This is a genomic window from Candidatus Njordibacter sp. Uisw_056 (assembly GCF_047730085.1).
GTDB lineage: Bacteria > Pseudomonadota > Gammaproteobacteria > Pseudomonadales > Balneatricaceae > Njordibacter.
The window spans coordinates 1604726-1618082 of the sequence record NZ_CP159830.1 but is presented as its reverse complement, the minus strand read 5'-3'; the positions used below and the strand labels follow the sequence as shown (position 1 = coordinate 1618082).

Sequence of the window (13357 nt, the reverse complement as noted above, 5' to 3'; positions counted from 1 at the left end):
CGTATTAACCTAAGTCTGCGTTGTGATCCAACACGGGCTAAAAATCTGAGAAAATATTATGTCCCAAGAATTTGATTTGGTCGTTATTGGTGGCGGTCCTGGTGGCTATGTCGCCGCAATCCGTGCTGCGCAACTGGGGTTAAAGACAGCTTGTGTAGAAAAATGGACCAGTGATAAAGGTGCTCCAGTATTAGGCGGAACCTGCTTAAATGTAGGTTGTATTCCATCAAAGGCGTTACTGGACTCGACTCATAAATTCCATGATGCCAAACACGAATTTGAAGTTCATGGTATCAATACAGGTGAAGTAACCATGGACGTGGCTGCCATGTTGGCGCGTAAAAATGCCATTGTTAGCAACCTCACTATGGGTGTGGCTGGGTTATTTAAAGCTAATGGTGTGACCTTAATTCACGGCATGGGCCAGCTACAAAAAGACTGTATGGTAAAGGTGACTGCTGCTGATGGCAGCGTCAGTGAAGTTAAAGCGGGCAGTGTCATATTAGCTGCTGGTTCTGTAGCGGTAACTATTCCGCCAGCACCGTTAATTGACGATATTATTATAGATAACGTGGGCGCACTAAATATTCGTGAAGTACCAAAACGTTTAGGTATCATTGGTGCTGGCGTTATTGGCTTAGAGATGGGTACAGTATGGCAACGCTTGGGTAGTGATGTTGTTGTATTAGAAGCAATGGACACATTTTTAGGATCAGCTGATAAGGATTTATCCAAGGAAGCGGCTAAGTGTTTAAAGAAGCAAGGCATGAATATTCGCCTTGGTGCACTAGTTACTGGGACTGAAGTTGTCAATAACGAAGTTAAAGTCGCCGTTAAAAAGGCCGATGGCGACTCCGAGACACTAACATTCGACAAGTTGATTGTTGCTGTAGGTCGTAAACCGTACACTGAAGGCCTGTTGGCAGCAGATTCTGGCGTAGGGCTTGATGAACGAGGATATGTTCATGTTAACTCACGCTGTAAAACAGATGCTCCTGGGGTATATGCTATTGGTGACGTTGTTCGTGGCCCTATGTTAGCTCACAAGGCTTCTGAAGAAGGCATGATGGTTGCAGATATCATTGCAGGCAATAAAGCTTTGATTAATTATGACTGTATTCCTTGGGTGATTTATACCCATCCAGAAATGGCTTGGGTTGGTAAAACAGAGCAGGAACTAAAGTCTGAAGGTGTCGAAATTAAGGTGGGTAAGTTTCCATTTGCAGCTTCCGGCCGCGCCATGGCCGCAAACGACACTCAAGGTTTTGTGAAGTTGATTGCTGATGCGCAAACAGACCGTATTTTAGGTTGTCATATTCTTGGTGGTAACGCGTCTGAACTTATTGCTCAGGCCGTTATTGCGATGGAATTTGGCTCCAGTGCTGAGGATCTTGCGCTGACAGTGTTTGCTCACCCTTCATTGAGCGAAGCAGTTCACGAAGCTGCCCTAGCCGTAGATGGCCATGCTATTCACATGGCCAATAGGAAAAAGAGAAAATAAGTAGTTAGGTTAAATTTAAATTTAAGTAAACAGGCAACATAATGAATCTTCATGAATATCAAGGCAAACTGTTGTTTGCCCAGTACGGCTTGCCCGTATCTAGCGGTATCGCCGTAGATACAGCAGAAGAAGCCATGGCGGCACTGGATCAAGTTCCAGGCGATCGCTGGGTAATTAAAGCCCAAGTTCACGCGGGTGGCCGGGGTAAAGCGGGCGGCGTACAATTAATTTCGTCTAAAAAGGAAGCTGCAGATTTTGCTAACAAGTGGTTAGGTAACCGAATGGTTACCTATCAGACAGATGCTGATGGCCAGCCTGTTTCGAAGGTTTATATTGAGCCGTGCACAGATATTGCACAAGAACTTTATCTTGGCGCTGTGGTAGATCGCAGTAGTCAGCGTATTGTATTTATGGCGTCGACCGAGGGCGGCGTAGAAATTGAGCAGGTGGCTGAAGAGACTCCTGAAAAGATTTTGAAGGCAGAGATTGACCCGTTAACTGGAGCTCAACCCTACCAAGGGCGTGAGCTAGCGTTTAAGTTAGGCCTTAAGGGTAAGCAAGTTGGTCAGTTTACTAAAATATTTATTGGTTTGGCGCAGTTGTTCCAAGATAAAGACCTAGCCTTATTAGAAATTAACCCTTTGGTAGTGACTGAGCAAGGTGATTTACACTGTTTAGACGCTAAGGTTGTGATTGACAGCAACGCGGTTTACCGTCACAAAGACATTCAAGCGATGCATGATCCAAGTCAAGACGATGAGCGTGAAGCTCATGCCGCTTCTTGGGACTTAAATTATGTTGCTCTAGATGGCACTATAGGTTGTTTAGTTAATGGTGCAGGTTTAGCAATGGGAACCATGGACATTGTTGCTTTGCACGGTGGTTTCCCAGCTAACTTTTTGGACGTAGGGGGCGGTGCAACCAAAGAGCGCGTGACTGAGGCGTTTAAGATCATCTTGTCTGACGAGCGGGTTAAGGCGGTATTGGTGAACATTTTTGGTGGGATTGTACGTTGTGATCTGATTGCTGAGGGCATTATAGGTGCCGTGAAAGAAGTTGGTGTAAACGTGCCTGTAGTTGTTCGTTTGGAAGGTAATAATGCTGAATTAGGTAGTCAAAAGCTGGCAGAAAGTGGCCTTGATATTATTGCTGCTACGAGCCTAAGTGGTGCAGCTCAACAAGTGGTTGCTGCAGCTGGAGGTGAAGCATGAGTATCTTAATTAACAAAGACACTAAGGTTATTTGCCAAGGTTTTACCGGTAGTCAGGGTACTTTTCACTCTGAACAAGCCATTGAATACGGCACTCAAATGGTGGGCGGCGTAACTCCAGGAAAAGGAGGTACCACTCACCTGGGCCTGCCTGTATTTAACACTGTCAATGAAGCGGTTATAGCTACTGGTGCTGAGGCTTCTGTTATTTATGTGCCTGCGGCTTTTTGTAAGGACTCAATACTTGAAGCTGCTAATGCAGGTATCAAGTTTATTGTTGCCATCACTGAAGGTATTCCAACTTTAGATATGTTGGAATGTAAGGTAATTTGCGACCAACTCGCAGTACGTTTAGTAGGCCCCAATTGCCCTGGTGTAATTACTCCTGGTGAATGTAAAATCGGTATTATGCCTGGCCATATTCATTTGCCAGGCAAGGTTGGCATAGTGTCTCGTTCAGGTACCTTAACTTATGAAGCTGTTAAGCAAACCACAGACGCTGGTTATGGACAGTCTACATGTGTAGGTATTGGTGGCGACCCAATTCCAGGTACTAACTTTATTGACGTGCTTGAGTTATTTGAACAAGACCCAGCGACTGAAGCCATTGTTATGATTGGTGAAATTGGCGGTACTGCAGAAGAAGAAGCGGCGGCTTACATTAAAGCTAATGTGACTAAGCCTGTTGTGTCTTACATTGCTGGTGTTACTGCACCTGCTGGTAAGCGTATGGGCCATGCTGGCGCCATTATTTCTGGTGGCAAAGGTACGGCAGACGAAAAATTTGCTGCCTTAGAGGATGCAGGTGTTAAAACTGTTCGTTCTCTTGCTGATATCGGTAAAGCGCTAAAAGAAGTGACTGGCTGGAGCTAAGCTCTTGACCTAATGCCATAAAAAAGGCCACCTTAGGGTGGCCTTTTTGTATCTTTATGAAAAGAGTTAGGCACTTAGCCTTGTTTTTCTTTGAGTGCCAGCTCTTTAGCCACTTCTACCTTGGAATCTTCTAACATCGCTTCTATTTGAATACCCTCAATACGGGTCATGAGTGGTTTGAATTTCTCAATGCTATGGCCAACAAGGGGCGTATTTAGTCCTGACCAAGCAAGGTTATCATTAAGAAATCTAGCAGCATCTTGCGTCATAATGGGTAAAATAGGTTTTAAATAAATCATTAACATACGGAACATGTTAAGGCCCGTGGAGCAAATATCCTGAACCTGTTGTTCAGAACCTTCTTGTTTTGCCAACACCCATGGTGCTTTATCAGCAATGTATTGGTTGGCTTGATCTGCTAATGCCATTACAGATTTTATGGCTTTGCCAAATTCACGGTTTTCGTAATAGTCTGCTATGGCATATTGTTCATTAGAAAATGCATTAAGCAATTCGGCTTCACTTACAGCACTACTAAGTTGACCATTAAATTTCTTACTAATGAAGCCCGCACTGCGGCTGGCAATATTCACCACCTTACCCACTAAGTCTGAATTGACTCGTTGTACGAAATCTTCTAGGTTTAAGTCTATGTCATCAACTTTGTTATTGAGTTTGGCTGCAAAATAGTAACGCAAATATTCTGGGTTAAGGTGGCGTAAATAAGTACCGGCTTTAATAAAAGTGCCACGAGACTTAGACATTTTTTGGCCATTCACAGTTAAAAAACCATGTGCGTAAACAGCCGTAGGTGTGCGGAAGTCAGCAGCATGTAACATAGCAGGCCAAAAAAGACCGTGGAAGTTTATAATGTCTTTACCAATAAAATGGTACAGCTCAGTATTTGAGTTTTTATTCCAATAATGGTCAAAGTCCAGTTTTTCTGTGCGATCGCATAAGTTTTTGAAACTAGCCATATAGCCAATTGGTGCGTCTAACCATACATAAAAGAACTTATTTTTTTGACCTGGTATTTCAAAACCAAAATAGGGTGCATCTCTGCTGATGTCCCACTCCTGTAGGCCAGAATCTAGCCATTCAGCTAGTTTATTAGCGATTTCACTCTGTAAGCTACCACTTCGGGTCCATTGCTTCAGCAATTCCTCAAAGTCTGGAAGTTTAAAAAATAGGTGAGTGGAGTCTTTTTGAATAGGTGTTGCGCCAGAAATCGCTGATTTAGGATTAATTAAATCAGACGGAGAGTAGGTGGCTCCGCAAGACTCACAGTTATCGCCATACTGATCTTCTGTTTTACACTTTGGACAGGTGCCTTTAATAAATCGGTCAGCCAAAAATAATTGCTTTTCTGGGTCGAAAGCTTGCGTAATAGTTCGTGAAGCAATATGGCCCTTGGCCTCGCAGGCTCTATAAATGTATTCTGAGAATTCACGGTTTTCAGGGGAGTGAGTTGAATAAAAGTTGTCAAAAGAAACATTAAAATTACTAAAATCTTGCTCGTGTTCTGCTTGTACCTTGGCAATTAACTGTTCGGATGTAATACCCTCTTGTTCGGCACGCAACATAATCGCTGTGCCATGTGCATCGTCTGCACATACATAGTGGCAGCTATTGCCAGTGTGACGCTGGAATCTCACCCAGATATCAGTTTGAATGTACTCCAGCATATGGCCAAGATGAATAGAGCCGTTGGCATAAGGTAATGCGCTGGTTACAAGTATTTCGCGAGTAGTAGTCATGGGTTAGATTCAAGTGTCTTAAGGGCGCTAAATGGAGCGCAAACTAGTGGATTTGATGTTTCGGCCACCATTGTACAAAACATTGGACTGTACGCCTATAGTTTCTCCTCTAAGAGTGCAGGATTATATGTTTATGCCCGTTTGCCCTGCTATAATCCACACTAATAACAGATCCCAGTTTAAGGAGCAGGTTTGTGGCACTTGAGCCTATAGAACCGCAACAATACCAAGCCCTACTAGACGCTAAAAGTGAACAGATTAGGCGTCGCTTTGATGAGTTAGGCAGTTTTGCCTCAGGCCTTGTGTTAGACGTATTCTCATCTAAGCCAGAAAATTATCGCATGCGGGCAGAATTTCGTATGTGGCACGAGGGGGATGACTTATTTTATGCTATGTTTCCACCAGGTAATAAATATCAGCCCATTCGCATAGAGTCTTTTCCTCAAGCCAGTGAGCCAATAAATGACCTAATGATACCCCTACTGGCAGGCATTAAAGCGTCGCCTGTGTTGAGTAAAAAGTTATTCCAAATAGATTTTTTAAGCAGCCAACGTGGTGAAGTTCTTGTCAGTCTTTTGTACCATAAGCAACTAGGAGATGATTGGTTAGCTCTTGCTGACGCCCTGCGTATTGAACTGGGTATTAATATTATTGGTCGAGCGCGAAAACAAAAGCATGTGTTGGGTATTGGCTACATTATGGAAACTCTCGAAGTGCGAGGGCGAAAGTATCATTATCAGCAGGTAGAGAACGCATTTACTCAACCTAATGCGGGTGTTAATGAAAAAATGATCTCTTGGGCTTGTGAAAATGTCGAGCGTTTTGGCCCCATGGATAAACCAGATTTGTTGGAGTTGTACTGTGGTAATGGCAACTTCACTGTGCCTTTAGCCGCACAGTTTCGCAAAGTAATGGCCACCGAAATTGCTAAGTCTTCGGTTAACTCCGCCCATGTTAATCTGATTGAAAATGGCATTGATAATGTCACTATTGTGCGTCTGTCCAGCGAAGAAATGACTCAAGCCTTGGCGGGTGTGCGTGCCTTTAGGCGCTTAGCTGATGTAGATTTAAGCAGCTTTAATTTTGGCACTATTTTAGTCGATCCGCCCAGAGCAGGGTTAGACCAAGAAACGTTAGCATTAGTGCAGCAATTTGATCAGGTGGTTTACATTTCTTGCAACCCGGACACCTTGCTAGAAAACTTACAAGAACTCAAGCAAACTCACGTGCTAAAACGCTTGGCTTTATTTGACCAGTTTCCATATACCCATCATACCGAATGCGGTGTGGTGTTGCATAAACGTAATTCATAGGATATATCTAATGAGCGACACACGACCAGAAGGCCTTCAAAACATCAAACACATCGTTGCCATAGCTTCTGGCAAGGGCGGTGTAGGTAAATCGACAACCACAGTTAACGTGGCGTTAGCCATGGCTAAAGCGGGTTTTAAAGTTGGTGTTTTAGATGCTGACATTTATGGCCCCAGCCAAGGTTTAATGTTGGGAATTGCTGAAGGCAGCCACCCAGAAACGATGGAAGAGAAGTGGTTTGTGCCTATTCAAGCTCATGGCGTAAGTGTCATGTCTATGGCCTTTTTAGTAGATGCCAACTCGCCTATGGTTTGGCGTGGCCCAATGGCAGCAGGTGCATTGCAGCAGATGCTATTACAAACAAATTGGGGGGAGTTGGATTACTTGTTTGTTGACATGCCTCCTGGCACTGGTGATATACAATTAACCTTGTGTCAAAAGGCGCAAGTGTCTGGTGCAGTGATTGTGACCACTCCACAGGACCTAGCATTGCTAGATGCCCGCAAGGGTATAGAAATGTTTAATAAGGTAAAAGTACCCGTGTTAGGCATTGTGGAAAATATGAGCACTCATGTGTGTAGCCAATGCAATCATGAAGAGGCAATTTTTGGTGCTGGCGGCGGTGAAGCACTGGCCCAAGAGTATGGCACTGACTTGCTTGCCAGCTTACCATTGAGCATGGCTATTCGGGTGCTTGTTGATGGAGGAACACCCACGGTGGTCGCTGAGCCGCAATCAGCGGCGGCCCATACCTATGTAAAGTTGGCCCATTCACTAGTGTCAAAGCTTGATGTGACTAGCCAATCCATGCCTAGTATTAGTATAGATGAAGATTAAATCTCATGCGTTTAAGTGATAAAGACATTATCGCCGCTTTAAATAGTGGCAAAATTGGCATTGAACCACGGCCTGACGATAGCGTTATTACGGGAGTCAGTGTAGACCTGCGATTAGGCAATAGCTTTCGTGTGTTTAAGGACCATGCTCGTGCGTTTGTAGACGTAAGCGCTAGCCGCGAAGAGATAAACAGTACCCTTGAAGCCATTATGAGTGAAGAGATTGTTGTTGAGGAAGGTGAGAGCTTTTTTCTACACCCTGGTGAGTTGGCACTAGCCGTCACATTAGAGTCGATCACTATTCCTGATGACCATGTCGGCTGGTTAGATGGGCGCTCTTCGCTAGCACGATTAGGGCTTATGGTTCATGTTACAGCACATCGTATTGACCCCGGTTGGAGTGGTGCTATTGTGCTAGAGTGTTTTAACAGTGGCAAGCTGCCCTTGGCGTTAAAACCTAATATGACTATTGGTGCGATCAATTTTGAAACGCTCTCTAGCCCATCACTTAGGCCATACAATAAAAGGCCCGACGCTAAATACAAACATCAACAAAGCGCGCTAGCAAGCCGTATTGACCAAGACGCCTAGGTATGGCTAATAGACAATATGGTCTATTAGCGTCTTAAAAGTCAATCTACACTAACCGGCAGGTCACTGCACTGACTGCTACAATTAGTTAAACCATTGGTCCAATTGAGTAAGGTCATCACGGCTTAAAAGGCCGCTGGCTTTTTTGAGGCGCAATTGGTTTAGAACTAAATCAAGGCGTGCATTTGCCCAGTTTCTTTGTGCAGAAAATACTAGTTTTTCAGCATCTAGAATATCACTGAGGTCTCTCAAGCCCAATTCGTACTCCGTATTCTTTCCTGCTAAAGATGCTTGCACTGCTTTATCTAATTGCGCCAACGCTTGAATTTGTTGGCGACTCGTATCAAGGGCTTGATGCCAGCGCCTAACTTCTTGTTGTGTGGCCTTCAGCAGGGCTTGGCCTTGCTGTTCAACAGCATGCCAGCTTTCTTTGGCCTCTTTGGTTTGGGCTTGGTTAAGACCACCGTCATAAAAAGTGCCTGACACCCCGATAGAGAATGTTTGTGAATCACCCATAGCGCTGCTGTAATTCTTTGCCACAGTGACATTTGCAGTAGGGTACATACTTACATCCTTGACCTGGTAGTTATGGAATGCCTGTCGAGTGGCAGAACTATTGTTAGCAAGGTCAAGATTATTATCCTGTGCCAAAACAAACCAATTTTCTAGAGAGTTAGTAGTGATTAGGCTGTCGGCACTAAAGCCACTGCCTAGGGCAGGAAGCTGCTCTGGTAATGCTTGGTTGGTTAAATTCTCAAGATTAGCCCTAGCTAAGCTTAGGTTTTGCCTAACCTGTAGCAGGTTTACCTGTAATTGTTGAAAGTTGGCTTTTACGTCTTGCAGCTGAATAATACTAGTAATGCCTAGATCAACTTGTTGCTGAGTTTGTTTTAAACGCTGTTCTATAGCAGTCACCTCAGCCATGCTTGAAAAAAGTTGGTGCTGTTGTTTGATCACCGCTACATAACGTTCAATAACAGAAAAAATAAGATTTTGATGGGTTTTTTCGAAGCTAATGCGTGCCCCAGCAGCAATTTGCTCCGCCACTTTCATGCCATAGTATGCATCTAGCCTTAAGGGCAGGGCCACTTGCACACCATAACTGTGACTGTTGGAGCGTGCATCTAAAGCTAAATTTTGATTAAGCTTTCCCGTTATTTGTGGACTAAGTGCACTATTGGCTTGCGGGATGATCTGTAGTTTAGATTCAAGCGTGTGCTGGGCAGCGAGGTAGCTAGGGTCGTTAGCCTGTGCGAGTTGAAACAGATCTTGAAATTGGCTGGCGTGGCTACCTATGGCTGTGGTGGCGGTTAAGATAAAAGCAGCAATACGGTGTGAAGAAGCCAAGATAGATCCTTAATTAAATTATTTCTAGCCAAGGAGTGTAACTAAATCAGTGGCTGTGCGCTAATAGCTTTACTAAGCTTTGCACAATAAAGTGCGGAGGGACGTTCTGATTAACGTTCTAGCCAGTTTAGATGGGTCAAATTGAGTTGGTAACGTTTGCCGTCAGTTTCTTTTTGCACAATGCGGACAATGGTATAGTCCAGTTCTGGCGCAAACCAAATCCATGTTTCTCGGTCAGTATCCTCACCTCTATCACGCTTAATACGCACAGACTTAAACGTGCCCAAGGCTGTTTCAATGAGGTCTTCACCATCAGCAATAAAGCGATAGGTTTTAAGTAGTCCACCATCAGCTACCTCGTAGGCATAAATTTGTCCCTCAACTACTGGGGTGATTGCCAAGTCAAGCTGCAAGCGTAACTGCACACTTTGTTTATCTAACGTGTGTGGCACGATATCCATCAGCCAGGAAGACCCCTCTGCGGTGTTCTTAACTTTTTTGTTTGGCCAGTCGAATGCCACTTCTACGTTACGCTTGTTGTTAAAAACTTTTCGCTGGTAGCTGTAATGGATAGGTTGAAGTTGATCATCTAAAAGGCTGAATAATGAAGATTCAGTGAGGGAAGCAATCATTGCACTGGCTTCTGTAGTGAGGCGATAATTGCCATCACTGTTCTTAACTAGGCTGCGTTTTGCCTTGCCTGACAGGCTGATGCCCAAGTCCCACTGGCTGGTGTAAATGGCTTGAAAAGTGCGCAGCTCAGCTATGCTGTTGCTACTCCATAATAACACCAGGAATAGACCGGCTAGGCTAGTAGCATTAAACAAAGTTTGCTTCACATATGACATTGCACTTCCTTGAGATATGAATATCAAGCTCTCACTTTAACATTGGAACGGCATTCCCTGAGTAGGTAAGCTATGGCCATCCATTAATACGGTGTTGTTGTGAAGTTTTAGACGTCCCTCACAAAACCACTTTATAGCGATAGGGTAAATAATATGCTCTTGTACCAAAACCCGACTAGCTAATATGCTGGGTGAATCCATGTTTAGCACAGGAACCAATGCTTGTATGACAATAGGCCCACCATCAAGTTCACTCGAAACAAAATGCACGCTGGCTCCATGTTGCTCCACCTCTGCTTCTAGAGCGCGCTCATGGGTATTGGTGCCTTTAAACAGGGGTAACAACGAAGGGTGAATGTTAAGCATACGCCCTTCGTAACGATGGGTTAATTCGGGCGTAAAAATGCGCATAAAACCAGCCAAAACTATAAGGTCTGGCTGTTTATCATCTATGGCATGCATTAACTCACGATCAAATGCTTCACGACTGCCATAGTCAAGGTGGTTAATGACTTGAGTCGCAATACCTGCTCTATTCGCTCTGGCTAAGCCCATAGCTTCTTGTTTGTTGCTAATAACTAGTTCGATAGTAGCAGCAATAGTGCCATCAGCAATGGCGTTAATCAGTACTTGCAGATTACTGCCACTGCCAGATATGAGCACCACAAGGCGGGGTATCTGTTGTAAGGATGGTTCATGCATTTAAGTATCCAAGCGTTAAATTAACGCATAATAACAGCGTCTTCAGAGCCATTATTTTGTTTAATATGGCCAATAACCCACGGTTGTTCACCGGCGTTAGTTAAGCATGCTATGGTTTTGGCTTGGTCTTCTTCAGCCACTACAATCACCATGCCTACGCCACAGTTGAATGTGCGGTACATTTCAGTATCAGTTACATTACCATTAGTTTGTAACCACTTAAATACTGCAGGTTGCAGCCATGAATGAGTATCAATTACAGCTACACTGTCGCTTGGTAATACGCGAGGGATATTCTCTAGTAAACCGCCACCAGTAATATGGGATAAAGCCCTTACATCTACTTGCTTAAACAATTCTAGCAAAGCTTTTACGTAAATACGGGTCGGTTCCATTAGGGCTTCACCTAAACTGACACCACCAATGTCCTGTTGCAAATCGGCTTTGCTCACGTCAATAATTTTGCGAATTAAGGAATAACCATTAGAGTGTGGGCCCGAGGCTGGCAATCCGATCAGCACATCTCCTGAAGCAACTTTACTGCCATCTATGATTTTGCTCTTTTCTACGATGCCTACACAGAAACCAGCAAGATCATAATCTTCACCTTCGTACATGCCTGGCATTTCGGCTGTTTCACCACCCACTAAAGAGGCACCTGCAAGTTCGCAGCCTTCACCAATTCCGGTTACTACGCGTGTTGCAATGTCTACATCTAGCTTGCCAGTGGCGTAATAGTCTAAGAAAAATAATGGTTCTGCACCGGCAACAATTAAATCGTTAGCACACATAGCCACAAGGTCGATACCGATATGATCATGACGGTTAAGTTCTAAAGCTAATTTTAACTTCGTGCCGACGCCATCGGTGCCAGATACAAGTACCGGCTCGTCATACCCCTTGGGTAGCTCGAACAGTGCTCCAAAACCGCCTAGGCCAGCCATTACTTCTGGGCGACGGGTGCGCTTAGCGACACCTTTAATGCGTTCAATAAGAGCGTTACCTGCATCGATATCAACACCAGCATCTTTATAGCTTAGGGAATGGGTAGGGGCTTCAGTGCTCATAGCAGGGGGGTGACCTTAGTCGTTTAGTTAGAATGCCTTATTTTACCACGTCTCCCGATGTTTCATCACCTGCTTATAGTGGAAGTTTAGAGGTTTTTTGTACTTTTGTTGCTGGCAGCACTGACACATATTGATTATAGTTAGGGAGATTTACTTTAGACTGGCAAAATACCTAATCCAATAATAACCAAAGATACTGTATGACATTAATATTGCAAAAAATAGTGGCTAAGTCATTATGGAAAATAAGTTCTGGGTTGCTGCTACTGTTGTTGGCTTCCCCAGCATTTAGTGTCACTGTAGAAGGCCTCTATAGTGCCGAGGTTGCCGTGGAAGACCAATCCCAAGCACAGCTGATGAGGGCGAAAAAGGTGGGCCTTAGTCAAGTGTTGGTTAAAGTGACGGGACAAACAAAGAGCTTAAATAACCCGCGCATACGCACTGCGCTAGTAGACGCAGACGATTACTTGCAGCGCTTTTCCTTTACCACTCAATTAGCTGACGGTAAGCCGCAAGCGGTGATAGAGTTAGCCTTTGATGCGTTACAGGTTAATCGACTAATTGCTGACTCTGGGCTCCCCATTTGGGGAGCTGATCGTGCAGCAATCTTAGTTTGGTTGGTGGAAGATACCCAGGGCACTCGCCAGATTGTTAGTGATGATAGCCACCCTATGGTGGCACAAATCATGCAGCAAGCAGAACAACGAGGTATGCCGTTATTATGGCCGTTATTAGATTTAGAAGACCAAGTTGCTATCAATGCTGGGGCCCTATGGGGGCTGTTTAGAGATACGATTAAAAGCGCCTCCAGCCGTTATCAAGCTGACGCCGTATTAGTTGGTCGTATGTTCCAAGATAGTCAAAAGCTGTGGCGGGTGGAGTGGAATTTTTGGCTGGACGAAGTTGAACAGCAGTGGTCTTCTGAAGGCACGGACTTAGCCACTTTAATAGACCCTTTACAAGACCGTTTGTCATCCAGTTTAGTAGCAAAATTCGCCTTGGCCACTGCTATTAAAGCATCAATTGATGACGACACTAAAATTGCTATATTGCGAGTAGATCAGGTGACCCAGTTTGAGGACTATGTTGAATTACGTGCAATGTTGCAGGGCATTGCTGGTATTCAAGGGGTACAACTGCGCAGTGCCAGTGGCGCTACATTAGAGTTTAGAATATTTGCTCAATCTCATCTAGCTCAAGTTAAATCAGTTGTTGATCTTAAACGACGATTAAAACCTGTAGACAAGATGGATGCCAAGGAGGACGCTGATAGTAGTCCTTTATGGCACTATCAATGGAATTAATATAAGG

Annotated in this window: 11 protein-coding genes and 1 pseudogene; 7 read left to right on the top strand and 5 right to left on the bottom strand. The window is 44.3% G+C overall.

Features of this window, described 5'->3' with window-relative positions; translation table 11 throughout:
* Positions 1-58: 58 nt before the first annotated feature.
* Genes lpdA through sucD form a run of 3 tightly spaced genes read left to right on the top strand, consistent with a single transcriptional unit; the run spans position 59 to position 3584 of the window.
* Entirely contained in the window at positions 59-1501 is a 1443-nt protein-coding gene (gene lpdA, locus ABXT60_RS07880) for a dihydrolipoyl dehydrogenase (protein WP_443629607.1), read from the top strand.
* A 41-nt stretch (positions 1502-1542) separates the two neighbouring features.
* Positions 1543-2712 carry an ADP-forming succinate--CoA ligase subunit beta gene (gene sucC, locus ABXT60_RS07875; RefSeq protein ID WP_443629606.1) on the top strand — a complete coding sequence of 390 codons (1170 nt, stop codon included), beginning with the start codon at positions 1543-1545 and terminating at the stop codon, positions 2710-2712.
* On the top strand, positions 2709-3584 hold the full coding sequence (sucD, locus tag ABXT60_RS07870) for a succinate--CoA ligase subunit alpha (RefSeq protein ID WP_443629605.1): 876 nt from the start codon (positions 2709-2711) through the stop codon (positions 3582-3584). The genes sucC and sucD overlap by 4 nt, the downstream gene beginning before the upstream one ends.
* An 86-nt stretch (positions 3585-3670) precedes the next feature.
* Here sucD and metG read toward each other — a convergent pair.
* Positions 3671-5341 (bottom strand): annotated as a pseudogene (metG, locus tag ABXT60_RS07865) (methionine--tRNA ligase); the annotation flags it as partial.
* A gap of 194 nt (positions 5342-5535) precedes the next feature.
* On the opposite strand from metG, the gene trmA reads away from it, so the two are divergent.
* The 3 genes from trmA to dcd are packed head-to-tail and all read left to right on the top strand — an operon-like array spanning position 5536 to position 8082.
* Positions 5536-6654 carry a tRNA (uridine(54)-C5)-methyltransferase TrmA gene (gene trmA, locus ABXT60_RS07860; protein ID WP_443629604.1) on the top strand — a complete coding sequence of 373 codons (1119 nt, stop codon included), beginning with the start codon at positions 5536-5538 and terminating at the stop codon, positions 6652-6654.
* A gap of 10 nt (positions 6655-6664) precedes the next feature.
* On the top strand, positions 6665-7492 hold the full coding sequence (gene apbC, locus ABXT60_RS07855; RefSeq protein ID WP_443629602.1) for an iron-sulfur cluster carrier protein ApbC: 828 nt from the start codon (positions 6665-6667) through the stop codon (positions 7490-7492).
* 5 nt (positions 7493-7497) lie between these two features.
* Positions 7498-8082, top strand: coding sequence for a dCTP deaminase (dcd, locus tag ABXT60_RS07850; protein WP_443629601.1), 585 nt, complete (start codon positions 7498-7500; stop codon positions 8080-8082).
* An 84-nt stretch (positions 8083-8166) separates the two neighbouring features.
* Here dcd and ABXT60_RS07845 read toward each other — a convergent pair whose 3' ends face one another.
* From ABXT60_RS07845 to purM, 4 genes are all read right to left on the bottom strand, one after another.
* Positions 8167-9429, bottom strand: coding sequence for a TolC family protein (locus tag ABXT60_RS07845; RefSeq protein ID WP_443629600.1), 1263 nt, complete (start codon positions 9427-9429; stop codon positions 8167-8169).
* Positions 9430-9539: 110 nt separating this feature from the next.
* Positions 9540-10277: a DUF3108 domain-containing protein gene (locus ABXT60_RS07840; RefSeq protein WP_443629599.1), complete on the bottom strand. Its 738-nt coding sequence runs from the start codon at positions 10275-10277 to the stop codon at positions 9540-9542.
* Positions 10278-10313: 36 nt separating this feature from the next.
* Entirely contained in the window at positions 10314-10979 is a 666-nt protein-coding gene (gene purN / locus ABXT60_RS07835; RefSeq protein WP_443629598.1) for a phosphoribosylglycinamide formyltransferase, read from the bottom strand.
* A 20-nt stretch (positions 10980-10999) separates the two neighbouring features.
* The gene (purM, locus tag ABXT60_RS07830) at positions 11000-12046 is read right to left on the bottom strand and encodes a phosphoribosylformylglycinamidine cyclo-ligase (RefSeq protein WP_443629597.1); all 1047 of its coding nucleotides are present in this window, start codon (positions 12044-12046) and stop codon (positions 11000-11002) included.
* 200 nt (positions 12047-12246) lie between these two features.
* On the opposite strand from purM, the gene ABXT60_RS07825 reads away from it, so the two are divergent.
* Positions 12247-13350: a DUF2066 domain-containing protein gene (locus tag ABXT60_RS07825; RefSeq protein ID WP_443629596.1), complete on the top strand. Its 1104-nt coding sequence runs from the start codon at positions 12247-12249 to the stop codon at positions 13348-13350.
* Positions 13351-13357: the final 7 nt, after the last annotated feature.